This window comes from Streptomyces sp. NBC_01428 (genome assembly GCF_036231965.1).
In the GTDB taxonomy this organism is placed as follows: domain Bacteria; phylum Actinomycetota; class Actinomycetes; order Streptomycetales; family Streptomycetaceae; genus Streptomyces.
In genome coordinates this window covers 4,289,689-4,314,463 of record NZ_CP109499.1, presented here as the reverse complement: position 1 = coordinate 4,314,463, position 24,775 = coordinate 4,289,689, and the positions used below count along the sequence as shown (strand labels likewise).

General features: G+C 71.2%; 22 protein-coding genes. 12 read left to right on the top strand and 10 right to left on the bottom strand.

Annotated features, from left to right (window positions below):
• The first annotated feature begins 122 nt into the window (after positions 1 to 122).
• From OG406_RS18695 to OG406_RS18685, 3 genes are all read left to right on the top strand, one after another.
• A complete protein-coding gene (locus OG406_RS18695; protein ID WP_164372944.1) occupies positions 123 to 584 on the top strand; it encodes a BlaI/MecI/CopY family transcriptional regulator in 462 nt (153 codons plus the stop codon).
• 9 nt (positions 585 to 593) lie between these two features.
• Entirely contained in the window at positions 594 to 1,163 is a 570-nt protein-coding gene (locus OG406_RS18690) for an amino-acid N-acetyltransferase (RefSeq protein WP_081218631.1), read from the top strand.
• Between the two features lie 228 nt (positions 1,164 to 1,391).
• The gene (locus OG406_RS18685) at positions 1,392 to 1,727 is read left to right on the top strand and encodes a histone-like nucleoid-structuring protein Lsr2 (RefSeq protein WP_081218632.1); all 336 of its coding nucleotides are present in this window, start codon (positions 1,392 to 1,394) and stop codon (positions 1,725 to 1,727) included.
• On the opposite strand, the gene OG406_RS18680 is transcribed toward OG406_RS18685, so the two are convergent.
• Positions 1,658 to 2,317, bottom strand: a complete 660-nt coding sequence (locus tag OG406_RS18680; RefSeq protein WP_164372945.1) for an SCO3374 family protein — start codon at positions 2,315 to 2,317, stop codon at positions 1,658 to 1,660. The genes OG406_RS18685 and OG406_RS18680 overlap by 70 nt on opposite strands.
• A gap of 430 nt (positions 2,318 to 2,747) precedes the next feature.
• On the opposite strand from OG406_RS18680, the gene OG406_RS18675 reads away from it, so the two are divergent.
• Both OG406_RS18675 and OG406_RS18670 read left to right on the top strand, forming a co-directional pair.
• Positions 2,748 to 5,276, top strand: coding sequence for an ATP-dependent Clp protease ATP-binding subunit (locus tag OG406_RS18675; protein ID WP_164372946.1), 2,529 nt, complete (start codon positions 2,748 to 2,750; stop codon positions 5,274 to 5,276).
• A gap of 1,270 nt (positions 5,277 to 6,546) precedes the next feature.
• Positions 6,547 to 7,254 (top strand): M23 family metallopeptidase, encoded by a 708-nt coding sequence (locus tag OG406_RS18670; RefSeq protein ID WP_164372947.1) that lies wholly within the window; start codon positions 6,547 to 6,549, stop codon positions 7,252 to 7,254.
• 183 nt (positions 7,255 to 7,437) lie between these two features.
• Here the strand turns inward: OG406_RS18670 and OG406_RS18665 are convergent, their stop codons facing one another.
• Complete coding sequence (locus tag OG406_RS18665; RefSeq protein ID WP_329186759.1) at positions 7,438 to 8,031, bottom strand: TetR/AcrR family transcriptional regulator; 594 nt, start codon at positions 8,029 to 8,031, stop codon at positions 7,438 to 7,440.
• Positions 8,032 to 8,202: 171 nt separating this feature from the next.
• Between OG406_RS18665 and OG406_RS18660 the strand changes: the two genes are divergently transcribed.
• The 3 genes from OG406_RS18660 to OG406_RS18650 all read left to right on the top strand — a co-directional run bounded on the left by OG406_RS18660 (position 8,203) and on the right by OG406_RS18650 (position 10,918).
• Positions 8,203 to 9,822 carry an MDR family MFS transporter gene (locus OG406_RS18660; protein ID WP_164372949.1) on the top strand — a complete coding sequence of 540 codons (1,620 nt, stop codon included), beginning with the start codon at positions 8,203 to 8,205 and terminating at the stop codon, positions 9,820 to 9,822.
• Positions 9,823 to 9,942: 120 nt separating this feature from the next.
• Positions 9,943 to 10,395, top strand: coding sequence for a helix-turn-helix transcriptional regulator (locus tag OG406_RS18655; RefSeq protein WP_266849456.1), 453 nt, complete (start codon positions 9,943 to 9,945; stop codon positions 10,393 to 10,395).
• 79 nt (positions 10,396 to 10,474) lie between these two features.
• Positions 10,475 to 10,918: a VOC family protein gene (locus OG406_RS18650; RefSeq protein WP_164372950.1), complete on the top strand. Its 444-nt coding sequence runs from the start codon at positions 10,475 to 10,477 to the stop codon at positions 10,916 to 10,918.
• Positions 10,919 to 10,944: 26 nt separating this feature from the next.
• Here the strand turns inward: OG406_RS18650 and cseC are convergent, their stop codons facing one another.
• The 5 genes from cseC to OG406_RS18625 all read right to left on the bottom strand — a co-directional run bounded on the left by cseC (position 10,945) and on the right by OG406_RS18625 (position 15,563).
• A complete protein-coding gene (gene cseC / locus OG406_RS18645; RefSeq protein ID WP_239155431.1) occupies positions 10,945 to 12,459 on the bottom strand; it encodes a two-component system sensor histidine kinase CseC in 1,515 nt (504 codons plus the stop codon).
• A gap of 8 nt (positions 12,460 to 12,467) precedes the next feature.
• The gene (gene cseB / locus OG406_RS18640) at positions 12,468 to 13,175 is read right to left on the bottom strand and encodes a two-component system response regulator CseB (RefSeq protein ID WP_329186752.1); all 708 of its coding nucleotides are present in this window, start codon (positions 13,173 to 13,175) and stop codon (positions 12,468 to 12,470) included.
• 19 nt (positions 13,176 to 13,194) lie between these two features.
• A complete protein-coding gene (locus OG406_RS18635; protein WP_164372952.1) occupies positions 13,195 to 13,791 on the bottom strand; it encodes a hypothetical protein in 597 nt (198 codons plus the stop codon).
• 41 nt (positions 13,792 to 13,832) lie between these two features.
• Positions 13,833 to 14,384: a SigE family RNA polymerase sigma factor gene (locus OG406_RS18630; protein WP_164372953.1), complete on the bottom strand. Its 552-nt coding sequence runs from the start codon at positions 14,382 to 14,384 to the stop codon at positions 13,833 to 13,835.
• Between the two features lie 261 nt (positions 14,385 to 14,645).
• Complete coding sequence (locus OG406_RS18625) at positions 14,646 to 15,563, bottom strand: A/G-specific adenine glycosylase (RefSeq protein WP_329186748.1); 918 nt, start codon at positions 15,561 to 15,563, stop codon at positions 14,646 to 14,648.
• Between the two features lie 190 nt (positions 15,564 to 15,753).
• Between OG406_RS18625 and OG406_RS18620 the strand changes: the two genes are divergently transcribed.
• Positions 15,754 to 16,572: a hypothetical protein gene (locus tag OG406_RS18620; RefSeq protein ID WP_329186747.1), complete on the top strand. Its 819-nt coding sequence runs from the start codon at positions 15,754 to 15,756 to the stop codon at positions 16,570 to 16,572.
• Between the two features lie 103 nt (positions 16,573 to 16,675).
• On the opposite strand, the gene disA is transcribed toward OG406_RS18620, so the two are convergent.
• Positions 16,676 to 17,800, bottom strand: a complete 1,125-nt coding sequence (gene disA / locus OG406_RS18615) for a DNA integrity scanning diadenylate cyclase DisA (protein ID WP_081218647.1) — start codon at positions 17,798 to 17,800, stop codon at positions 16,676 to 16,678.
• A 68-nt stretch (positions 17,801 to 17,868) separates the two neighbouring features.
• On the bottom strand, positions 17,869 to 19,278 hold the full coding sequence (radA, locus tag OG406_RS18610; RefSeq protein ID WP_081218648.1) for a DNA repair protein RadA: 1,410 nt from the start codon (positions 19,276 to 19,278) through the stop codon (positions 17,869 to 17,871).
• Between the two features lie 312 nt (positions 19,279 to 19,590).
• Between radA and OG406_RS18605 the strand changes: the two genes are divergently transcribed.
• Positions 19,591 to 21,438, top strand: coding sequence for a BACON domain-containing protein (locus OG406_RS18605; protein ID WP_329186744.1), 1,848 nt, complete (start codon positions 19,591 to 19,593; stop codon positions 21,436 to 21,438).
• Between the two features lie 52 nt (positions 21,439 to 21,490).
• Here OG406_RS18605 and OG406_RS18600 read toward each other — a convergent pair whose 3' ends face one another.
• Positions 21,491 to 22,330, bottom strand: coding sequence for a hypothetical protein (locus tag OG406_RS18600; protein ID WP_164372958.1), 840 nt, complete (start codon positions 22,328 to 22,330; stop codon positions 21,491 to 21,493).
• A 125-nt stretch (positions 22,331 to 22,455) separates the two neighbouring features.
• Here OG406_RS18600 and OG406_RS18595 point away from each other — a divergent pair, with 125 nt between their 5' ends.
• The gene (locus OG406_RS18595; RefSeq protein WP_267051478.1) at positions 22,456 to 23,388 is read left to right on the top strand and encodes a Ppx/GppA phosphatase family protein; all 933 of its coding nucleotides are present in this window, start codon (positions 22,456 to 22,458) and stop codon (positions 23,386 to 23,388) included.
• Between the two features lie 550 nt (positions 23,389 to 23,938).
• On the top strand, positions 23,939 to 24,763 hold the full coding sequence (locus OG406_RS18590; protein ID WP_164372960.1) for a sugar phosphate isomerase/epimerase family protein: 825 nt from the start codon (positions 23,939 to 23,941) through the stop codon (positions 24,761 to 24,763).
• The last annotated feature ends 12 nt before the right edge of the window (positions 24,764 to 24,775 follow it).

Genomic DNA, 24,775 nt, shown 5'->3' with positions numbered 1-24,775 from the left:
CACGGCCGCCCCGACACGAACCGCGCCCTGCCCGGCGTACGACTCGGACGTTTCATGTGTTTCATACGTTCTTCGAGTCGTACGCCCTTTTTGTTGACTCTCTCCCACTATTGTTCTGGACTGTGCCTCGCCCATTGGGAGAACTCGAAGACTCGGTCATGACGCGGGTGTGGAAGTGGAACCGCCCGGTGACCGTTCGGGAAGTCCTGGAAGACCTTCAACAGGAACGGTCCATCGCGTACACCACGGTGATGACCGTTTTGGACAATCTCCATCAGAAGGGCTGGGTCCGCCGGGAGGCGGAAGGCCGGGCCTATCGATATGAAGCGGTCTCCACGCGAGCCGCCTACTCCGCCGCCCTCATGAACGACGCCTGGTCGCAGAGCGACAACCCGGCGGCCGCTCTGGTCGCCTTCTTCGGGATGATGAGCGAGGAACAACGGGTCGCTCTCAGGGATGCCGTACGCATGGTGCAAGGGCCCGAACTCCCCGAACCGCCCGGTTCCGAAGCCGCCGAAAGGCCGGCGGCGGCCGAGCCGTCCGAGGAGAACCCCGCCGCCCACGAGGACGGCTCCGGGCGATAGCGTCCGCTCATGCCAGCAGAGCATCCCGCAGAGGTTCCAGCAGATCTTCCGGCACAGCATCCCGAAGTCGCCGCAAAAGCCCTCACCGTCCGGCGGGCCAGGACCAGCGATGTCGCGGCCGTACGCCGGCTCCTTGACGCGAACGTGCGCCGCCGCATCCTCCTCGACAAACCCACGGTCACTCTTTACGAGGACATCCAGGAGTTCTGGGTCGCGGAACGCGACGACAACGCCGAGGTCGTCGGCTGCGGTGCGCTGCACGTCATGTGGGAAGACCTCGCGGAAGTCCGCACTCTCGCCGTGAACCCGACGGTCAAGGGCCTCGGGGTGGGTCACCAACTGCTGGAGAAGTTGCTGCAGACCGCCCGGTGGCTCGGCGTTCGGCGGGTTTTCTGTCTCACCTTCGAAGTCGGCTTCTTCGCCAAGCACGGCTTCGTGGAGATCGGTGAGACTCCTGTCGACACCGAGGTGTACGCCGAGCTCCTGCGTTCCTATGACGAGGGTGTGGCGGAGTTCCTCGGTCTCGAACGGGTGAAACCGAACACCTTGGGCAACAGCCGGATGCTTCTGCATCTGTGATCGCTGTCGGCTATTCCGGCCGAGCGCCATGCCCAGGTGCCCTATGTCCGAAACGCGCATCTTTCCCGGCGGTCGCTGTCCACTGAGTCTCTGCCAGGGGTTTGTGTTTTTGCAGCAAAAGCGGTTTGCTTTCCGACGTACTGCAGTACTGCATATAACAAGGGACGGCGAAACGGCGGCCGCCGCAGACCCTCCTTGCCCTTGAAGTTATCGATGAAAGGAAATCCGGTGGCACAGAAGGTTCAGGTACTTCTTGTCGACGACCTCGACGGTGGCGAGGCGGACGAGACCGTGACGTTCGCGCTGGACGGCAAGACGTACGAAATCGATCTCACGACCGCCAATGCGGACAAGCTCCGTGGCCTTCTCGAGCCCTACGTGAAGGGTGGCCGTCGTACCGGAGGCCGTGCTTCGGGCGGACGCGGAAAGGCGCGCGCCACTTCCGGCGGCAGCCAGGACACCGCGCAGATCCGCGCCTGGGCCAAGGAGAACGGCTACGAGGTCAATGACCGCGGCCGTGTTCCCGCGTCGATTCGCGAGAAGTACGAAGAGGTCAACGGCTGAGCGCTCACGCGCCCCAGCCGCACCCGGTGACATTGCGTCGCCATCGTCTGCACGACTCGTACGAGATCGGGGGCGCCCCCAACGCCCCCGCCGACGGCCCCGCCGCCCAGTGCCGACAGCGTCGGCAGTGCCGGTCGCACCGCACAGCCGGGCTCGGGGGGCCGCAACCAGCGGGCGGCCCCTCGCGGGCCCTCCCGCGTCTCCCCTCCGGCCGGCGCGGTACCCGGACCCGGCGGCGGGGGAGCCTCGACACTGCCGCCCTCGCCGACCGCCGTGAGGTCCAGCGCCAGGCCGCCCCACTCCAGCCAGTCGAGCAGCCCCGGCAGTTCCTCCGCGCTCCCCGCGGCCACCAGCAGCCCCATCCGGTCCCCGTGCAGAACCACCGGGGACCCGGGCCCGAGATGGCGCAGCGCCGCGAACCCCGCCTCGGCCGGTCCCTCCAGGACGTCGAAGAGCACCCCCGTCACGAGCCGCGCCGGCGGACCGGGCACGGTCGCCCAGCCCAGTTCGTTCTCGTACCACTGCTGCACCGGATCGACCGGATCACCCGGGTCGAGCGGCCGACGGGGAAGGGGAACGGTGGGAACCATGCAAGGAGCAACCGCCGGAACACCCCCGGAGTTACGCTGGGTGTCCCCGCGGGCGCACAGAGTTCCGGACAAACGGGCGTGCGGAAGCGTTCGGCGGGGCATGGGTGTTCGCCCGTAGCGGAGGGAACCGGTGCGCGCGGCATGGACTGTCCGTGCGTGCGGGTAAGACATCCCTAGTGGGAGGGGCGACACGCAGGAAACCGGCATCTCACGTTCGCCATCGGCGTACAGGTGGTGAGGGTATCTGCCTGGCCTGCGGGAACATCGTCTCGCACCATCAGGTTGAGGCAGATGTCGGCGTTCGGGGTCAGGAGGCCAAGGACGGTGTCGGCAGTTGGAATGAGCGGTCCCCGCTTGCGGGACTAAGCTGCGGAAGGACAGGGAGGGGAGCGTCCCCTTACTGCCTGACCGCTCTGAGGAGCGATTAACGATGTTCGAGAGGTTCACCGACCGCGCGCGGCGGGTTGTCGTCCTGGCTCAGGAAGAAGCCCGGATGCTCAACCACAACTACATCGGCACCGAGCACATCCTCCTGGGCCTGATCCACGAGGGTGAGGGTGTCGCCGCTAAGGCCCTGGAGAGCCTCGGGATTTCGCTCGAGGCGGTCCGCCAGCAGGTGGAGGAGATCATCGGGCAGGGCCAGCAGGCCCCCTCCGGTCACATCCCCTTCACCCCCCGTGCCAAGAAGGTCCTGGAGCTGTCGCTCCGCGAGGCCCTTCAGCTGGGCCACAACTACATCGGCACGGAGCACATCCTGCTCGGCCTGATCCGTGAGGGCGAGGGCGTCGCCGCCCAGGTCCTGGTCAAGCTGGGCGCAGACCTCAACCGGGTGCGGCAGCAGGTGATCCAGCTGCTCTCCGGCTACCAGGGCAAGGAGACCGCCGGCGCCAGTGGCGGTCCCGCCGAGGGCACCCCCTCCACGTCCCTGGTCCTCGACCAGTTCGGCCGGAACCTCACCCAGGCCGCTCGTGAGTCCAAGCTCGACCCGGTCATCGGGCGCGAGAAGGAGATCGAGCGGGTCATGCAGGTGCTGTCCCGCCGTACGAAGAACAACCCGGTCCTGATCGGTGAGCCCGGCGTCGGCAAGACCGCCGTCGTCGAGGGCCTCGCCCAGGCCATCGTCAAGGGCGAGGTGCCCGAGACCCTCAAGGACAAGCACCTCTACACCCTCGACCTCGGCGCGCTGGTCGCCGGCTCCCGCTACCGCGGTGACTTCGAGGAGCGCCTGAAGAAGGTGCTCAAGGAGATCCGCACCCGCGGCGACATCATCCTGTTCATCGACGAGCTGCACACGCTCGTGGGTGCGGGTGCCGCCGAGGGCGCCATCGACGCGGCTTCGATCCTGAAGCCGATGCTGGCCCGCGGTGAGCTGCAGACCATCGGTGCCACCACGCTGGACGAGTACCGCAAGCACCTCGAGAAGGACGCGGCCCTCGAGCGCCGCTTCCAGCCGATCCAGGTGGCGGAGCCTTCCCTCCCCCACACGATCGAGATCCTCAAGGGCCTGCGCGACCGGTACGAGGCACACCACCGCGTCTCCATCACCGACGAGGCCCTGGTGCAGGCGGCGACGCTCGCCGACCGGTACATCTCGGACCGCTTCCTGCCCGACAAGGCGATCGACCTGATCGACGAGGCGGGCTCCCGGATGCGCATCCGCCGGATGACCGCGCCGCCGGACCTCCGTGAGTTCGACGAGAAGATCGCGGGCGTGCGCCGCGACAAGGAGTCGGCCATCGACTCCCAGGACTTCGAGAAGGCGGCGTCTCTCCGCGACAAGGAGAAGCAGCTGCTGGCGGCGAAGGCCAAGCGCGAGAAGGAGTGGAAGGCCGGCGACATGGACGTCGTCGCCGAGGTCGACGGCGAGCTCATCGCCGAGGTCCTCGCCACGGCCACCGGCATCCCGGTCTTCAAGCTGACCGAGGAGGAGTCCTCGCGTCTGCTGCGCATGGAGGACGAGCTCCACAAGCGGGTCATCGGCCAGAAGGACGCCATCAAGGCGCTCTCCCAGGCGATCCGTCGTACGCGAGCGGGTCTGAAGGACCCGAAGCGTCCCGGTGGTTCCTTCATCTTCGCCGGCCCCTCGGGTGTCGGTAAGACGGAGCTGTCGAAGACCCTCGCGGAGTTCCTCTTCGGTGACGAGGACGCGCTGATCTCCCTCGACATGTCGGAGTTCAGCGAGAAGCACACGGTCTCGCGTCTCTTCGGTTCGCCCCCCGGTTACGTGGGCTACGAAGAGGGCGGCCAGCTGACCGAGAAGGTCCGCCGCAAGCCGTTCTCCGTCGTCCTCTTCGACGAGGTCGAGAAGGCCCACCCGGACATCTTCAACTCGCTGCTGCAGATCCTGGAGGACGGTCGCCTGACCGACTCCCAGGGCCGGGTCGTGGACTTCAAGAACACGGTCATCATCATGACGACCAACCTCGGCACGCGGGACATCTCCAAGGGCTTCAACCTCGGCTTCGCGGCCGTGGGCGACGTCAAGAGCAACTACGACCGGATGAAGGCCAAGGTCAACGAGGAGCTGAAGCAGCACTTCCGCCCCGAGTTCCTGAACCGTGTCGACGACACGGTGGTCTTCCACCAGCTGACCGAGGAAGACATCATCCAGATCGTCGACCTCATGGTCGCGAAGGTGGACGAGCGTCTGAAGGACCGGGACATGGGCATCGAGCTCAGCCCGAGTGCCAAGTCGCTCCTCGCGAAGAAGGGCTACGACCCCGTGCTGGGCGCCCGGCCGCTGCGCCGGACCATCCAGCGCGAGATCGAGGACGTCCTCTCCGAGAAGATCCTCTTCGGCGAGCTCCGTCCCGGCCACATCGTGGTCGTCGACTCGGAGGGCGAGGGCGACGCGAAGGCCTTCACCTTCCGCGGCGAGGAGAAGTCGGCACTGCCCGACGTCCCGCCGATCGAGCAGGCGGCCGGCGGCGCCGGTCCCAACCTGAGCAAGGAGGCGTAACCTCCGGGTTCGCCTGACAGGGGCTGCCCCAGGACCACGGTCCTGGGGCAGCCCCTTTCGCATGCGCGGACGCGAGGCGCGCGCCTCCGGAGGCACGGCGCCTGGGGTGGGCCACCCGGCGGGCCCACGCCTCCCGCCTGTGGTCCAGCGGGCGGGGCGGCGCGGCACGCCTGCGGTCCAGCGGCTGGGGCGGGGAGGGGCGGCGCGGGCCCGCCGGGCGAACCTGCGGGCCGGCTGGCCCAGCGGTCCAGTGCCGGACCCCGCCCGGGTCCGCGCAAGCCGTTCAGCGGGGGTCCGGGGCGCACCCGGCCCGGGTCCGCGCGCAAGCCGTTCAGCGCGCCGGGGGGCGGGCCCCACAGCGGGTCTGCCCGGGCGCAAGCCGCCCGGTGCCTCCGCGACTCAGCGGGCTGCCTGGTGCCTCCGCGACCCAGCGGGCGGGGCGGGGCAGGCTGCCCAGGGCCTCAGTGCCTCAGCCGCCCGGCGCCTCAGCGGCCCAGCGGTGGGAGGCGCAGGCTGCCCAGCGCCTCAGCCGCCCGGCGCCTGGGCGGCTCAGCGGGCGGGGTGGCGCGGGCTGCTCTGCCCGCTGAGCGGTCCAGCGGAGCGGCTCTGCAGCGCCGCCCCTGTTCGGTGGTCCGGTGTCGCGGAAGGCGCCGGAGCAGCAGCACCGGCGGGCCTCTTTCCGGGCTCGGTTTCGCCCTATCGGGCTCGCCGGAGGGGGCCCCGGATCCCCCAACGCCCTCCCCTCGGTCGCGGACCACGTCCGGGCCGTCGCCCTGGGTCAGTGCGGAGGGGGAGGGAGTGGCCTGGCGCACATGCCCAAGTGCCTTGTGACCAGGGGCGGGAGGGTAGCCCGGGTCACATTCAGGGGGGTCCGGAACCGGCTGCCCGGTGACATGGCGCACAGGCGATTTGTCCGGTACTAGGGTGAATAGTGGATGCGCAAGAACGGACATAAAGGACCTTTGACCCGGAACCCTCGGGACGGTCCTCCCGTCCTGCGGGTCGAGGGGCCGGAGGCCCGTCCGGCCAGGGGTGCCACAGCTCGAAGTGCGCCTAAACCTCGTTTCCCGGGTCGAATCAGGAAGATTGCGTCCCGGATGTCCGACCTGTCAAGGTTCATTCGGTTTCGAGATGAACTACTAGTTTGCGTCGTAGCGAGGGGGTTTGAGCATCCCTGGGTGCGCGGGTTACCAAGGTATGGCCCCACCGGGTCGCAGGTCATCGCACCGGGTGGTCGCACAGTCCTTGTCCCCGTCATCACGAGGTATTCATGTCGAAGCGCGTCACGTCCCGCAAGTCCCTCTCGTCCCTGGTCCGCAATCGGGCGGCCGTCGTGGCCGTCGGCTTGAGCGCCACGGTCGCACTGGGTGCGGGGGTCGCGAGCGCCGCCGAAGCCGGGCTCAGCAGCAGCGGAACCGTCACCGCGGCCCACGCCGTGCAGACGCAGGCCGCCGTGCAGGCCAAGGCCGCCGCGGTGAAGAAGGCCGCAGCCGCCAACAAGGCCGCCGCGGCGAAGAAGGCCGCCGTGTCCGCCAAGAAGACCGCCGCCAAGACGGCCGCTTCCTGGATCGACCCGGTCAAGAAGTACACGCTGTCCGCCACCTTCAACCAGGCCGGCGGCATGTGGTCCCACAAGCACTCCGGCCAGGACTACGCGGTGCCGCTGGGCACCGACGTCATGGCCGCTCACGGCGGCACCGTCGTCAAGGCCGGCGGCAACGGCGCCGGTGACGGCCCGGCGTACGGCAACGCCATCGTCATCAAGCACGGCAACGGCACGTACTCGCAGTACGCCCACCTGTCGCGCATCGACGTGAAGATAGGCCAGGTCGTCAAGACCGGTCAGCACATCGCCAAGTCCGGCAACACCGGAAACTCGAGCGGTCCGCACCTTCACTTCGAGATCCGTACGACCCCGAACTACGGCTCGGCCATCGACCCCGTCGCCTTCCTGCACGGCAAGGGCGTCAAGGTCTGATCGACCCCGCGCCGGTGATCCGGCGCGGCAGTGCCCGGACGGGGCGGACAAAGGCGGAGTCTCACGGCGCCAGGAAGTGGCGCCGAGAGGCTCCGCCTCCGCGTTCGTGGCTCCGCCTTCGCGGTGTTCGCTCAGCTTCCGCGGGGTCGCTCCGCCCCCGCGGGCGTCGCTCCGCGTTCGCGTCTACGCGGCCGTGCCGCCGTGGGCCTGCGTCACCAGATCGATCGCGACTTCCAGGACGGCCTTGCGCTTGTCCTCGGGGTCGCCCTCCACGTCCTTGAGGACGAACATCCCGGCGTGCATCGTGAAGAGCGCGCTGATGCACCGGACCTGGTCGGTCAGCGGGGACTCCGGCTCCTTGATGATCTCCAGCATGCTCATCATCCGGTGCTTGAAGGTCTCGCCGATGCTCAGCTCGCGGACCGTCGCCTGGTTCTCCTGCATGAAGCGGAAGAGCGGGGCCGCGCCCCCCAGCGCGTCGCTGTAGCGGCGCAGGACCTCCTGCTTGGTCTCCAGGCTGTGCGGCTGCTGCTTGCCCCACTCGATCAGTTCGTCGAGCGGCCTCGTCAGGTCCTCGAAGAGGCTGATGAGGATCTCTTCCTTGGTCTTGAAGTGGTAGTAGAGCGCCGCCTTCGTGACGTCGAGGTGCTCGGCGATCTCCCGCAGCGAGGTCTTCTCGTACCCGTGCTCGGAGAACAGTTCTAGGGCGACGTCCTGGATGCGCTGCCGGGTGTCGCCCCGGCGCTGCCGCTTGGTGCCGTCCATCGTGCCGCCCATCCTCGTACTCCTCGTGCTCCCTGAAAACGTACCTGTGACCCCGCTGGCAAAACTACTTAAACTTACTTGACGCCCGGCTAGTTACGGGTCTACTTTCCTCAGTGTAGTCAGCTTGCCGGTCGGCAAGTAAGTGCCGAACGGCAAGCAGTCGCAGCTAGGGGAGTGGAATCGATGGCGGACAAGACACAGGCGGCCGTGCCGGCCGCGGGGGCCGGGGGAGAGGCCGTGGGCCAGCCGGCGGCGGGGGACAAGAAGCCACGCAGCGTGCGCGTCGTGCTGCTGGCGCTCATGATCGCGATGCTGCTCGCGATGCTGGACAACATGATCGTGGGCACCGCGATGCCGACGATCGTCGGTGAGCTCGGCGGTCTGGAACACCTGTCCTGGGTGGTCACCGCGTACACGCTCGCCACCGCCGCCTCCACCCCGATCTGGGGCAAGCTCGGCGACATGTACGGGCGCAAGGGCGCCTTCATGACCTCGATCGTGATCTTCCTGATCGGCTCCGCGCTCAGCGGCATGGCCCAGGACATGGGGCAGCTCATCGGGTTCCGCGCCATCCAGGGCCTCGGCGCCGGTGGTCTGATGGTCGGCGTCATGGCGATCATCGGCGACCTGATTCCGCCGCGGGAGCGCGGCAAGTACCAGGGCATGATGGCCGGTGTCATGGCCTTCGCGATGATCCTCGGCCCGCTGGTCGGCGGCACCATCACCGACCACTGGGGCTGGCGCTGGTCCTTCTACATCAACCTGCCGCTCGGCATCGTCGCCCTCCTCGCGGTCAGCGCGGTGCTGCACCTGCCGAAGAAGCGCGTCGAGGCGAAGATCGACTACCTCGGTGCGGGGCTGCTGGCCCTCGGTATCTCGTCCATCGTGCTCGTCACCACCTGGGGCGGCACCGAGTACGCCTGGGGCTCCGCCCGCATCATGGAGCTGATCGGCATCGGCGTCGCTGCCCTCGTCGGCTTCGTCTACTGGCAGACCAAGGCCGCGGCCCCGGTCATCCCGCTGCACATCTTCCGCAGCCGCAACTTCACGCTGATGTCCCTCATCGGCTTCATCACCGGCTTCGTGATGTTCGGCGCCGTGCTCTTCCTGCCGCTGTACCAGCAGTCCGTGCAGGGCGCGTCCGCCACCAACTCCGGTCTGCTGCTCCTGCCGCTGCTCGGCGCGATGCTCGCCGTGTCGATGATCGCCGGACGCGTCACGACCAACAGCGGCCGCTACAAGATCTTCCCGCTCGTCGGCAGCGTGCTGATGATCATCGGCCTGTTCCTGCTCTCGCAGATGGACACCGAGACCACCCGCCTCACCTCCGGCCTCTACATGGCGGTGCTCGGCGCGGGCATGGGCTGCCTGATGCAGATCACGATGCTCGTCGCGCAGAACAGCGTCGAGATGAAGGACATGGGCGTCGCGTCCTCGTCCACCACCCTCTTCCGTACGCTCGGCTCGTCGTTCGGTGTCGCCATCATGGGCGCGCTGTTCAACCACCGGGTGCAGGACGTCATGACGGAGAAGGCCGGGGCGCTCGGCTCCCAGCTGACCGAGAAGTCCGCGCAGCTCGACGCGGCGAGCCTGGCGAAGCTGCCGGCGGCGGCCCGTGAGGCCTACCAGCACGCGGTGTCGTCCGGTACGCACTCCGCGTTCCTCCTCGGATCCGTGGTCGCGGTGGCCGCCCTGATCGCGGCGGTCTTCGTGAAGGAGGTCCCGCTGAAGGGAGCGGGCGCGCCCAAGCCCGGCGAGGACGAGGCCCGCGACGCGGTGCCGGTCCCGCTGGCCGAGGTCTGATCCCGCCCGCCTCTCCCCGACCCTCCCGACTCGAAGGCCCCCGGCGTTGTCCGCCCCGGGGGCCTTCGCCCGTGCCGGGCCCCTGTCGGTGCCGCGTGCCACCATCGGGACGTGGACCGAATGCGGCAGCTGCGGCTCGCCAAGGACGTCATGGACCGGGACTGGGCCGAGCCCGGCGTCGACCTGGACGCGCTGGCCGCGCGGGCCGGGTATTCGCGGTACCACTTCGTCCGCGCGTTCAAGGCGGCGTACGGCGAGACCCCGGGCCAGTACCTGACACACCGGCGCATCGACCGCGCCGAGGACCTGCTGCGCACCGCGAACCTCTCGGTGACGGAGATCTGCCACCTGGTCGGCTTCAGCAGCCTCGGCACGTTCTCGGCCCGCTTCAAGGCGTGGACCGGGCTGACCCCGAGCGCGTACCGGGCGCGGCACGTCGGCCGCGGCGCGGCGCTCATCCCCGGCTGCTACGCGATGCTCTGGGCCGGCGGCTTCCGGACGGGGCCGGGCACGGCCGCCGGGCCCCGGCCCGCCCCCGGCGCGGAAGACCGCAATTCCGGAGAAGCGCCCTGACCCGGCGGATGCCTACGGTGGCAGGGCACGCACGACGCGCCCGTCCGTACCGCGCGACCCCGCACACCTGGAGCACACCATGATCAAAGGGCTGGCCATCTCGACCGTCTGGGTTCTCGACCAGGACCGGGCCCGGGAGTTCTACACAGAGAAGCTCGGTCTGGAGGTCCGTACGGACATGACGATGGGGGAGGGCGGCATGCGCTGGCTCACCGTCGGCGCGCCGGACCAGCCCGAGGTCGAGCTGACCCTCATGGTGCCGGGGCCGCCCGCCATGGACCCCGAGTCCGCCGAGATGATGAAGAAGCTGGTCGCCAAGGGCGCGCTCGGCGCGGGCGTGCTGCGGACCGACGACATCCACGGCGACTACCGCAAGCTCAAGGACCGGGGCGTGGAGTTCCTCCAGGAGCCGCAGGAGCGCCCGTACGGCACGGAGGCCCTGTTCCGCGACGACTCCGGGAACTGGTTCTCCTTCACCCAGCGCCGCGAGGGCGACCTCGACCTGGAGCGGGACTGGAGCTGACGGACCTGCCCGCTCCCGGCCGCCCGCTACTTCGCGGCGGGCGGCAGCATCGGGTAGCTGCCCGTGCTCGTCGGCGCGTGTTCCGGCAGCCACAGGACGGCGACCGCGCCCTCGGCGGGCACGTCGTCGGGGGCGCCCGCGGGCCGTACGTTGCGGAAGGTCAGCCGCGCGCCGAGCACCCGGGCCTGGCCCGCGGCGATGGTGAGCCCGAGGCCGTGGCCGTGACCCGCGCGGTCCGTGCTGCCGGTACGGAAGCGGCTCGGGCCCTCGGCGAGGAGCTTCTCCGGGAAGCCCGGACCGTGGTCGCGCACCCGGATGACGCGGCCCTCGACGGTGACCTCGATGGGCGGCTTCCCGTGCCGGGCGGCGTTCGCGAGGAGGTTGAACAGGACGCGCTCCAGACGGCGCGGGTCCGTCGTGACCTCCGACTCGTGCACCACGCGTACCTCGACGTCCGCCCCGCGCGCGGCCACGCGGCGGCTGACGAAGTCGCCGAGCATGATGTCCTGCAGTTCGGCCCGCTCGGAGGCGCCGTCGAGGCGGGCGACCTCCAGGACGTCCTCGACGAGGGTGCGCATGGCCTGCGCCCGGTCCCGCACCAGCTCGGTGGGGCGGCCGGGCGGCAGCAGCTCGGCGGCGGTGAGCAGGCCCGTCACCGGGGTACGCAGTTCGTGCGCGATGTCGGCGGTCACCCGGCGTTCGGCCTCGATGCGCTGCTGGAGCGCGTCCGCCATGGCGTCCACGGCCCGGGCGAGGTCGTCGGTCTCGTCGAGCACGACACCGCCGATCGCGTCCCGGACGCGGACGTCGGTCTCGCCCTTGGCGACCCGGTTCGCGGCGGCCGCCGCCTTGCGCAGCCGGCGCGACAACTGGCCGCCGATGAGGACACCGAGCGCGCTGCCGCCGAGGACGACGGCGATGGAGCCGATGACCAGGGCCTGGTCGAGGTCCTTCATCACGTCCGCGTTGCGGTCGGTGAACCGCTCGTGCCAGGACAGCACCTGTCCGTTCCTGAGCGGAACGGCGGCCCAGATGTCCGGCACCCCGGCCGCGTTGTCCGAGACGTAGGTCGCCCGCCGGCCCTCGCCGACCTTCGCCTGCAGGTCCGCGGGGATCGAGGGGTCGTCGATCTTGGCGCCGAACGGCGGCGGCCGGCCCGGCCCGTACATGCGCTCCGCGAGCTGGATGCGCTCGTCCGCGAGGTCGCGCGAGTTGTCGAGCATCGAGACGCGGGCCGCGTTGTGCACGACGAGGCTGAGCGCGATCGCGACCAGCGCGCCGACCAGGGCGATGGCCGTACTGAGCTTCCAGCGGATGCCCGTACGGATGCTCGTGCCCGAGTCCGTGCCCCGGTCGATGCCGATGCCCAGACCGCGGATCCGGCCCGTGTCCCGGACCGCGCCGTCGCCGGTCCCCGGCCCGCCGACCGGGCGCGTGACCCGGCCCACCACCGTGTCCGCGTGTCCGTCCCGGTCCGGTCCCTGCCCCGGCACCCGGCGCTTGCCCGGAGCCGCCGCCGACCGCTGAAATATCCCCCGCATACCCCTGCTCAGGCTTTCAACTTGTAGCCGAAGCCGCGGACCGTCTCGATACGGTCCTGGCCGATCTTCGTACGCAGCCGCTGCACATGGACGTCGACGACGCGGGTGTCCCCGCCCCACCCGTAGTCCCACACCCGTTCGAGCAGCTTGTCGCGGCTCAGCACCGTACCGGGCGCGGAGGAGAACTCCAGGAGCAGCCGCATCTCGGTGGGCGTCAGCGCCACCGGCGTGCCGCTTCGGCGCACCTCCATGCCCTCGGTGTCGATCTCCAGGTCGCCGAAGGCGAGCACACCGCCGTCCACCGACGAGGCCCCCTCGCCGGACTCGCCCTGCCCGCCGTTCGCGTGCCCGAAGCGGCGCAGCACCGCGCGGATCCGGGCCACCAGGACCGCGCCGTCGAACGGCTTGGTCACATAGTCGTCGGCACCGGCCTCCAGGCCGAGGACGACGTCGATGGAGTCGGCGCGCGCGGACAGCATGATGACGGGGACGGTCGACTCGTCACGGATGCGGCGGCACAGCGAGACGCCGTCGAGGCCGGGGACCATCACGTCCAGCAGGGCGATGTCGGGGCGGTCGGCGCGGAACGCCTCCAGGCCCGAGAGCCCGTCGGGCATGGCCGTGACCGCGAAGCCGTCGCGCTCCAGGGCGAGTTGCGTGGCCTCGCGGATGACGTCGTCGTCCTCGACGAACAGGACGTGGGTCTGCTCTGCCATCCGGCTGCTCCGTCTGCTCTCAGTTCGCCTCGGGGACGGGCGAACTCGCGCCGCCCACCGCGTTGCTGTAGTCGTTGTGGATCCGCGACCGCTCGACGAAGCGGGCCGTGGACCAGCCGTAGGTGATCACTTCCTCGCTGGAGGGGTACGACACGGGGTCGCCCTTCTCGTACAGCTGCTGGGTCACCACCAGGTCGCCCCGGTCGATCTCCGCGTAGACCGGCGGCTCCTCTGCCTTGAAGACGTTCTCGTACCGGCCGTTCTTCTCGCGGTACACGTACGAGCCGATACCGACCGCGTCGGCACAGGTCATCACGTTGATCACGATGTCGTTCGAGCCGCCGCCGGTGAGGTCCCCGTACGACACGTCGACGGGGTACTCGTCGGCGACGCACGGCTTCAGGTCGCGCTTGACCGCCGCGCTGACCGCGGGATCGTCGCGGACGATCTTCACCGCGTCCACCCGCCGGGGCGCCCGGGTCGGCGAGGCGGAGGCGACCGGTGCCGTACTGCCCTTGGCGACGGCGTCCGTGCCCGCCGGGCCCTCGTCACGGGCGCCGGTGCCGCCCGTCGCGCAGGCGGTCGTGAAAAGGCCGAGGGCGGCGAGCGCGGCCACGGCCGAACTCCCCGCCTTCAGGACCTGACTGGCCCGAACTCCTAGGCCGCGCAACGCTCCCGCTCCCTACTCGCTTCGAGCGCGCGGGCGGCGCCCTCTTCCAGGTCCCGGCTCTCCAGCTCCTCGCGGAGCCGGGCCAGCGCCCGGTGCAGCGTGCTCTTGACCGTTCCGGCCGACATGCCGAGTGCGGCGGCCGTCTCCTCCGTGGACATCTGCTCCCAGTGTCGCAGCACCACGACACTGCGCTGCTTGGGTGCCAGCACCTTCATGATGTCCATCAGCAGCGCGCGGTCCGCGTGCTGCTCGGTGGCGTCCTCGACGCTCGCGTCCGGCAGCTGCTCGGTGGGCACCTCTTCGAGCTTGCGGGCCCGCCACCACTCGGTGCGGGTGTTGATCATGACGCGGCGCAGGTAGGCGTCGGCCAGCCGCTTGTCGGCGATCCCGTCCCAACGGCCGTACGTCCGTACGAGCGCGGTCTGGAGCAGGTCCTGGGCGTCGACCGGGTCGGGGACCAGGCGGCGGGCACTGCGCAGCAGCGCGTCCTGTCGAGTGCGGACGTACTCCTCGAATTCGAGCACCTCGCCGTGCGCCATGATCAACCGCCTCCATCCCCGTTTCCGACCTGCCTGCTGCCGGTTCTCCGTTGCCTGCGACCGAGGGCTCCCCGGCCGCTTGTCGCGGCCGCCCTGCGGTACGGCAATGAAGCTACGGAGGCGTTGTCACGGGGTTGTCCGAGACAGCCTGCGGCCAGCACTCGGCTGTCCGTCGGTTGTGTAACGGATGTAGGAGCTGGGTAAGGCGGAGGGGGTTTCTGTCCGGGTTGATCCCTGTTCGGTCCTCGTTCGACCCTCCGGCTATGTCAGCGGCAGCCGATACAGACCGCCGGGGAGCGGCTCGACCAGTCCGTCGGAGACGAGTCCGTCGAGCGCCCGGGCCCGTTGGACCGGTTCGTCCCACACGCGGTCCAGCGCGGTCTGCGGAACCGGCACATGGGCCTCGCGCAGGACGGCCAGCAGCTTGCCCCGCACCTGACGGTCGGTGCCCGCGTACGTCTGCCCCTTGCGCGGCGGCCCGTCGTGCTCGGGCTTGCCGGCCAGCCGCCAGGCGCACAGCGCGGCGATCGGGCAGCGGTGGCAGGACTCGTTCTTCGCCGTGCAGACCAGCGCCCCGAGCTCCATCGAGGCGGCGGCCCAGCGTGAGGCCGTCCGTTCCCCCTCGGGCAGCAGGGTGCGGGCGAGCCGGCGCTCGGCCGCGGTGGTGGCGTTCGGCGGGTACTGCACGCCGGTGACGGCGCGCGCGAAGACCCGGCGGACGTTGGTGTCCAGCACGGGGTGCCGCTGGCCGTACGCGAACGAGGCCACCGCCGCCGCCGTGTACTCCCCGATGCCGGGCAGCGCCAGCAACTGCGCGTGCTCCGTCGGTACGTCGCCGTCGTGCCGCTCCGTTATGGCCACCGCGGCGCCGTGCAGCCGCAGGGCGCGGCGCGGATAGCCGAGCCGGCCCCAGGCCCGGACGGCCTCGCCGGGGGCGTCCTTCGCCAGGTCGGCGGGGCGCGGCCAGCGGGCCAGCCACTGCTGGTACACCGGCAGTACGCGGTTGACGGGGGTCTGCTGGAGCATGAACTCGCTGACCATCACCGCCCAGGGGCCGGCGTCGGGGTGCCGCCAGGGCAGGTCGCGCGCGTGCTCGTCGAACCAGTCGATGACGGGCGCGTGGAGGTCCTCGCCGGGAGCGTTCCGGGCGGTTTCGGTGGGCTTGGTGGGTGCAGTCATGGCGGTATCGATCCTGCCATGCGGGGGCGGGGACGTGGGGGCGACGCCGGGGGCGGGCGGTGGTGAAACACCGCACCCGGTGCTCTCCGTGTCCCCGGAAAGGTGCCGACCGGGATGATGATCCGGAAAAGTTGATGCCGGGCGGCGGGTGGGGCCGGAGACGCGGCGGATCTCTCGTACAGTTTGCGCCGTGGGATCACTGCGCAATCCGGTCGGGCCGCTTCCCTCCACGATCTATTGGCGTCGGAGGGCCGTTCTGCTGTCCGTGGTAGCCCTGTTGGCGCTGCTCACGGTCTGGGTGGTCGGCCCGGGCGGCGGGGGTGGTGACAACGACTCCGGCGGATCGAACGGGAAGAACCCCGCGCCCTCGATCACACCGGGCCCCTCGGGCTCGGGTCCCGCGATCAGTCAACACCCGGGCGGCCGCGACGAGTCGAGCGGTGGCGGCGGCAGCGGCAGTGGGGGCAGCGGTGGCGGGGGCGGCAGTGGCGACGGCGGGAACGGTGACGGATCCGGCGACGGTTCCGGGTCGGCGGGCTCCGGCGGAAGCGCCGGCGGGGGTTCCGGTGGCTCGGCGGGCGGTCAGCTCCCTGCCGGTTCCAGCCTCCCCAACTGCACGCCGAACTACGTCAAGTTGACGCTCAAGAGCGTGCACAACGCGTACGCCCCCGACGAGCGGCCCACCATCCAGCTCATCGCCAAGAACACCTCGGGCAGCGACTGCCAGGTCGATCTCGGCCCGAAGAACACGGTTCTGACGATCACTCAGGCGGGCAGCGACGACGACATCTGGGCGTCCGACGACTGCCCGAAGGGTGCCGCGGGCGCGCTGTACCGGGTCCCGGCGCACAGCCAGGTCACCTACACCGTGAAGTGGGACCGCAAGCCCGGCGCCCCCAAGTGCGCCACGCCGCCCGCCGGTTCGGCCCCCGCCGGCACCTACCTGGTCGAGGCGAAGGCCCCGGGCCTGGCCAAGGCGCAGACGTCGTTCGTGCTCTCGAAGGACTGAGGCGGCCGACGTGAAGGACGGAGCCTGAGGGCTCGAGGGACTGATCCCGCCGAACAGCGAAGCGCCGGACGAGATCCACTCGTCCGGCGCTCGGTCGTCCGTCTCAGACGTAGCGCTCCAGGATCGAGGACTCCGCCAGCCGGGACAGGCCCTCGCGGACGCTGCGGGCCCGGGCCTCGCCCACGCCGTCCACCGTCTGGAGGTCGTCGACGCTCGCGGCGAGCAGCTTCTGCAGCCCGCCGAAGTGCTCGACGAGCCGGTCGATGATCGCGCCGGGCAGCCGCGGCACCTTGGCGAGCAGCCGGAATCCGCGCGGGGACACCGCCGAGTCGAGCGCCTCCGGGGAACCGGTGTAACCCAACGCCCTTGCCACCGTGGACAGTTCGAGAAGCTCCGCGTGACTGAGCGCGTCCAGCTCGAAGAGCGCCTCGTCGACGGTGCGGGACCGCTTCGCGGTCGGTTCCGGCACATAGTCCCGGACGACCAGCTCGCGGTCGGGCTCGACGCCGGCGATCAGCTCGTCGAGCTGGAGCGTCAGAAGACGTCCGTCGGTGCCCAGCTCCACGACGTACTCGGCGATCTCGGTCGCGATGCGGCGCACCATCTCCAGCCGCTGCGCGACCGCCGAGACGTCCCGGACGGTGACCAGGTCCTCGATCTCCAGCGCGGACAGCGTGCCCGCGACCTCGTCCAGCCGGAGCTTGTAGCGCTCCAGGGTCGCGAGGGCCTGGTTGGCACGGGACAGGATCGCGGCCGAGTCCTCCAGGACACGGCGCTGGCCGTCGACGTACAGGGCGATCAGGCGCATGGACTGGGAGACCGAGACGATGGGGTAGCCGACCTGCTTGCTCACCCGGTCCGCGGTGCGGTGCCGCGTACCCGTCTCCTCCGTCGGGATCGTGGGGTCGGGCACCAGCTGCACACCCGCCCGCAGGATCTTGGTGATGTCCTTGTCGAGCACGATGCCGCCGTCGAGCTTGCACAGCTCGCGCAGACGGGTCGCGGTGAACTCGACATCCAGGATGAATCCGCCCGTGCACATCGCTTCGACGGTCTTGTCGGAGCCGAGCACGATGAGTCCGCCCGTGTTGCCGCGGAGGATCCGTTCGAGTCCGTCACGCAGTGCCGTACCGGGTGCCACGGCGCTGAGTGCGGCGCGCATCTGGCCATCGGCACCGGAGCTCCCACCGGACTTTCCGGGAGCTGCTGCCCGGTCGTTGGCTGCCACTGCACTCCTCCGGTCGCGGGTTTCCGGTCGCGCTCGGTTCGTACGGACGGGCGAGACCAGGGCAAAGTCTACCGGCGCCGCTCCTCTTCCCGTGGGGCCTCTCTGCGACGCGAGCGCGGAAGGACGCTCAGCGCCTCTCCGATGTCCGCCACTTCCTGGACCTTCATACCGGCCGGGACCTTGCCGGGGTCGGCCGGGACGAGGGCGTGCGTGAAGCCCAGCCGGTGCGCCTCGGCCAGCCTGCGCTGCACGCCCGTGACGCGTCTCACCTCGCCCGCGAGTCCCACCTCACCGATCGCCACCAGGTTCTTGGGCAGCGGGGTGTCGCTCGCCGCGGATGCCAGGCCCAGCGCGATGGCGAGGTCCGCGGCGGGCTCGGAGAGCTTCACGCCGCCGACCGTCGCGGAGTAGATGTCCCGCTTCCCGAGCGCGCTGATCCGGCCGCGCTGCTCCAGGACGGCGAGCATCATCGAGACTCGGGAGGTCTCCAGGCCGGACGTCGTGCGCCGCGGGGAGGGGATCTGCGAGTCCACGGTGAGCGCCTGCACCTCGACGACCAGGGGACGGCGGCCTTCCAGGGTGACGGTCAGACAGGTGCCGGGCACGGCCTCGGCGCGGCGCGTGAGGAAGAGCCCCGAGGGGTCGGTCAGCCCGGTGATGCCCTCGTCGTGCAGCTCGAAGCAGCCGACCTCGTCCGTCGTCCCGTAACGGTTCTTGACGCCGCGCACGAGGCGCAGGCGCGCGTGCCGGTCGCCTTCGAAGGACAGGACGACGTCCACCAGGTGCTCCAGCAGGCGCGGGCCCGCGATCGCGCCGTCCTTGGTGACGTGGCCCACGAGCAGGGTGGACATGCCCCGCTCCTTGGACGCGCGGATCAGCGCGCCCGCGACCTCGCGGACCTGCGCCATGCCGCCGGGCGCGCCGTCGATCTCCGGGGAGGCGATGGTCTGCACGGAGTCCAGGATCAGCAGGGACGGCTTCACGGCGTCCAAGTGGCCGAGCACGGCGGCCAGATCGGTCTCGGCGGCGAGATACAGGTGGTCGTCGATCGCCTTGATGCGGTCGGCGCGCAGCCGCACCTGGCTCGCCGACTCCTCGCCCGTCACATACAGGGTGCGGTGCTCGTCGCTCGCCGACTTGGCCGCCACGTCCAGCAGGAGCGTGGACTTGCCGACGCCGGGCTCGCCCGCGACGAGGACGACCGCGCCGGGCACGAGTCCGCCGCCGAGGACGCGGTCCAGCTCGGGCACGCCGGTGCTGCGGGCGGTGGCCTGACGGCCGTCGACCTGTCCGATCGGGACCGCGGAGGTGGTCACCCGGCCCGGTGCCGTCGTCCGGACGGCGGGCGTGCCGTACTCCTCGACCGTCCCCCACGCCTGGCACTCGGGGCAGCGGCCGAGCCACTTGGCCGTCTGCCAGCCGCACTCGGTGCAGCGGTAGGACGGCCGGTCCTTCGCGGTCTTCGTACGGGCAGCCATGACCGAACCGTAGCCGCACCCACTGACAACCCCGCCCGCGCCGGGGGCGGAACCGGTCCGCCCCGGCCGCCCGACTCCCCCGGAAGCCGCCGCCCCGAGCCCCCCCGTGCCCCGGTTCCACCCCCGCGTGACGGAACCTCCGGCGCCCTCGCGCCGGGTCATCTGCCATCGACTGCCATCGCCGCCCGTGACGGCCCAGGCCAGGGATCGGGGGCCACTGTCCCCTATTGAGGGATCGTTTCACCCGTACGGATTAAATGTGCTCAAGGTGGAGGAAGCGGCCACCGTCGGGCACCTACGGTCGCACGGGTGATGAGCAGCAGTCCGGAGACCTCCACGCACACCACCGGCGCACACCGGGCGCACGGAGCCGCGCGCAAGCGGGCGGCCGTGCCCCGCGGCGCGACCCCCCACACCCTGGCCGAGCGTCCCCCCGCGCGGTACGAGCCGTACCTGGACGGCCTGTTCACCTACTGCCTGTCCGTACTGTGCGACCACGACGCGGCCACCGCCGCCCTCGGGGACACCCTCGCCCTCGCCGAGCGCCGCAGCCCGCGCGGCCCGGAGTCCGGGGCCGACCGCAGGGCCTGGCTCTACGCGCTGGCCCGCTGGTCCTGCCTGCGCAAGCTCACCGAGGCGCGGCGCAGGCGCCAGGCGGCGCACGCCTCCGGGCGGCACACTCCGCGGAAGCCGTCGAAGCGGCAGAGGATCGACTCCCCGGGTCTCGGGCCGGCGGCGGGCGCCGAAGGGAGCGCCGAGACGAAGGCCTCCCACAAAGGAGCGCACAAGGCCACCGCCGACCGGCGCGCGGCCGAGGCGCTGAGCGCCGTCCCCCTCTCCGAGGAGACCCAGGCGCGCCGGAGCCACGAACTCGCCCTGCTGGCCTGGCCGGAGGCGGCCGGTACGACCCCGGAGCAGCGCGAGGCGCTCGAACTCGCCGTCCGCCACCAGCTCGCCGCCCACGAGGTCGCCGCCGTCCTCGGCATGGACCTGGCCGGCACGCGCGAGCTGCTCGCCTCGGCCGCCTGCGAGGTGGAGCGCACGCGTGCGGCCCTCGCCGTCGTGGAGACGGGCACCTGCCCGAGCGTCGCCCGGCTCACCGGTGACAGCCGGCTCGTCCTGAGCGCCACCCTGCGCGGCGAACTGGTCCGGCACGTCGACGACTGCCCCCGCTGCCGCCGCACCGCCGAGCGCGCGGTCCCCGGGACCTGGCCCGGCACCAGTGTCACGCCCGCCGCGCTCCCCGTCCTCGAAGCCCCGCAGGCGGACCTGCGCGTGGCGATGACACACGCACCCCGCGCGCGGGGCAGTGCCCCGCGCTTCGACCGGCGCGGATTCCCGATGGACCCCAAGGATCACGCGGCCCGGCGGGACCGGCTGCGCGCGCGTGCCGTCACGACCGCGATCGTCGCCACGGTCGTCGCGGCGCCCGTCGTCGCGCTGTGGGCGGCGTACCGGGGGGCGCCGCTGACGGGGGAGGGCGTCGACGGCCGTCCGGCCACCGCGAGCGAGGCCCAGGACCCCGACGGCCTGGACGCGGGCCGGGCGGGCGGCTACGAGAACGCGGGCAACGCCAGCTCCCGGCCCGACTCCCGTTTCACCAAGGGCAGCCGCTCACCGGACGTCTCCGTGGAGGTCGTCAGCGCCCCGGGGCACGGCCAGGGGCACCTCTCCGTGACGGCCCGCACGGACGGCGACACCACGCTCGTCACCCTGACCGCGTCCGGCAGCTCACCGGTCCACTGGTCCGCCCGCACCGGCGCGGCCTGGCTCTACCTGAGCAAGGCGTCCGGAACGCTCGACCCCGGCGCGTCAGTGACGATCAAGGTGTACGTCGATCATCTCCACGAGCCGCTGGGCCAGTGGAGAGCGCGGGTGTCGATCGCCCCGGCGGGCGCGGTCGTGACCATCGACGGGTACGGGAACGCGCGCCCGTCCCACCCCGGTGACCACGGGCACGGCCACGGCCACGGGCCCGGTCCGACCCCGAGCGCCACCGGTTCGTCGGGGCCGGGCTCGACCCCTCCGGCGAGCCCGGAGCCGTCCGACAGCCCGGCCGACCCGTCGCCCACCCCGACGCCCACCGACTCGTCCCCCTCAGACCCGGGCGGCTCGACGCCCCCGCCGAGCGACAGCGGCACGGCGAGCCCCACGTCGTAGGAACGGCCCCCGCGCGGCACGCGGACCGTGATCACGCCCTCGGGCGATGCGGTCAGGCCACCGGGTCCGCGGGATGCGGTGCCAGCAGCGGCAGTTGCGAGGCGAGGCGCTCCTCGCACAGCTCCGCCAGCCGGTCGTACCCCTCCTTGCCCATCAGCTCGACCAGCTCCGGCCGGTACGAGACGTACACCGGGTCGCCGGCGCCGTGCGCCGAGGTCGCCGACGTGCACCACCAGTGCAGGTCGTGGCCGCCCGGGCCCCAGCCCCTGCGGTCGTACTCGCCGATGGAGACCTGGAGAATCCGGGTGTCGTCGGGCCGGTCGATCCACTCGTACGTGCGGCGCACGGGCAGCTGCCAGCAGACGTCCGGCTTGGTCTCCAGGGGCTCGCGCCCCTCCTTCACCGCCAGGATGTGCAGCGAGCAGCCCGCGCCGCCGGCGAAGCCGGGACGGTTCTGGAAGATGCAGGACCCCTTGTACGGGCGGGTCTGGCGCTCGCCGTCGTCGTCCTCCGAGACCCAGCCGGTCTTCGTGCCCACGTCATGGTGCTGCCAGAGCTCCGGCGTGAGCCGGGCCACGTGGCCCGCCACCCGCTGCTCGTCCTCCTCGTCGGAGAAGTGGGCTCCCAGCGTGCAGCAGCCGTCGTCGGCGCGGCCGGCCTGGATGCCCTGGCAGCCGCTCCCGAAGATGCAGTTCCAGCGCGAGGTCAGCCAGGTCAGATCGCACCGGAAGATCTGCTCGTCGTCGGCCGGATCGGGAAACTCCACCCACGCGCGGGCGAAGTCGAGGCCCTTCTCGTCGCTCTTCATCGCTGCCTTCTTCGACTTCGTGGCCTTCGCCTGCGAAGAACCCGTGGCTGATTTGTCGGACTTCGCCTTTTTCGTCTTTGGCACGGGTCCAGGGTAAGTCGCTTCCGCCCGCTCCGGGGACGCCCCGTCCGTCACCCGCAGATCACCCTTTGACAAGGGCTTTCGCCCCGGCCCACGAGAAGCGCCGCGCGGGCAGTAGCGTTCCGTGCATGAGACTCGGTGTCCTCGACGTGGGTTCGAACACGGTGCATCTGCTGGTGGTGGACGCCCACCCCGGCGCCCGCCCGCTGCCCGCGCATTCGCACAAGGCCGATCTGCGGCTCGCCCAACTGCTCGACGAGAGCGGGGCGATCGGCCCCGAGGGCGTCGACAAACTGATCGAAACGGTCCAGGGCGCCCTGGAGGCCGCCGAGGACAAGGGCGTCGAGGAACTGCTCCCGTTCGCCACGTCGGCCGTGCGCGAGGCGAGCAACGCCGACGAGGTCCTCGCGCGCGTGCAGACCGAGACCGGTGTCGAGCTGCAGGTGCTCACCGGCGCCGAGGAGGCCCGGCTCACCTTCCTGGCCGCCCGCCGCTGGTTCGGCTGGTCCGCGGGCAAGCTCCTCGTCCTGGACATCGGCGGGGGCTCCCTGGAGATCGCGTACGGCATCGACGAGGAGCCCGACGCCGCGGTGTCGCTGCCGCTCGGCGCGGGCCGGCTGACGGCGGGCTGGCTGCCCACCGACCCGGCGGACCCGGCGGACGTCCGGGCCCTGCGCCGTCACGTGCGCGCCCAGATCGCCCGGACCGTCGGCGAGTTCAGCCGCTTCGGCGCTCCCGACCACGTGGTCGCCACGTCCAAGACGTTCAAGCAGCTCGCCCGCCTCACCGGCGCGGCACGCTCCACCGACGGCCTCTACGTCCAGCGCGAACTGAAGCGCCGCTCCCTGGAGGACTGGGTCCCCCGCCTCACCGCCATGACCGCCGACGAACGGGCCGAACTCCCCGGCGTCTCCCCGGGCCGCGCCGGCCAACTCCTCGCCGGCGCCCTGGTCGCCGAGGGCGCCATGGACCTCTTCGGCGTGGAAACAGTGGAAATCTGCCCCTGGGCCCTACGCGAGGGAGTGATCCTCCGCCGCCTGGACCAGATGGAGTCCGAGTAGCCCACCGGGACCGGGTGCCGGAAGACGGGGCTGGGCGGGGACGGTCTTCAAGGGGCGCGGGGAACGGCGCGACCGGCCACGGGCGACCGGCAGCGGAGCGCGGAGGCCGGTGGCTCGGTGATGCCGGGTGCTGGGAAGCGGGGCGGGTCGGGGTTCAAGGGGCGCGGGGAACGGCGCGACCGGCCACGGGCGACCGGCACCGGGGTACGGGGCCGGTGGCTCGGAGACGCAGGGTGCTGGGAAACGGGGTGGGGCGGAGTCGGGGTTCAAGGGGCGCGGGGAACGGCGCGATCAGCCACGGGCGACCCGCACCCGGAGGCACGCACCTGCACCCCCCCACCGCGTGGCCCTGCCCACAATTCCCCGGAGACGAGCCTCACAGACCCCCGAGCCGACGGGACGTCGCACCCGGACCCGGGGGAGACGAGAACCCCCAGGCAGGAGCCCAACCACCCCCGCCCCGGGGACCGATCACCCCGCCCCGGAGAGCGCCCGCGCGCCCCCACCGACCCCCACCCCCACCCCGTAAGCACCCCGTACGCTGTCCCTCGTGGCAGAACCAGTCGTGCGGATCCCGGATGCGAAGGTCGCGCTGTCCACGGCGTCCGTGTACCCGGAGTCGACGGCGACGGCCTTCGAGATCGCCGCGCGCCTCGGCTACGACGGTGTCGAGGTCATGGTGTGGACCGACCCGGTCAGCCAGGACATCGACGCCCTGCGCCGGCTCAGCGACCACCACCGGATGCCGATCCTCGCCGTCCACGCCCCGTGTCTCCTGATCACGCAGCGCGTGTGGTCCACCGACCCGTGGACCAAGCTCCAGCGCGCGAAGGCCGCCGCCGAGAAGCTCGGCGCGAGCACCGTCGTCGTGCACCCCCCGTTCCGCTGGCAGCGCCAGTACGCCCGCGACTTCGTCACCGGAATCTGGCGGATGGCCGACGAGACGGACGTCCGGTTCGCCGTCGAGAACATGTACCCGTGGCGGTACCGCGACCGCGAGATGCTCGCGTACGCCCCCGACTGGGACGTGACGAAGGACGACTACCGGCACTTCACGATCGACCTCAGCCACACCGCGACCGCCCGCACGGACGCCCTCGACATGATCGGCCGCATGGGCGACCGCCTCGGTCACGTGCACCTCGCGGACGGCAACGGCTCCGGCAAGGACGAGCACCTGGTCCCCGGCCGCGGCACCCAGCCCTGCGCCGAGCTGCTCGACCACCTCGCCCAGTCCGCCTTCGACGGCCACGTCGTCATCGAGGTCAACACCCGCCGCGCCATGTCCAGCGCCGAGCGCGAGGCCGACCTGGCGGAGGCGCTGGCCTTCACCCGGCTCCACCTCGCGTCCGCCGTGAAGGTGCCCCGCAGGTGAAGGCCCCCCGCA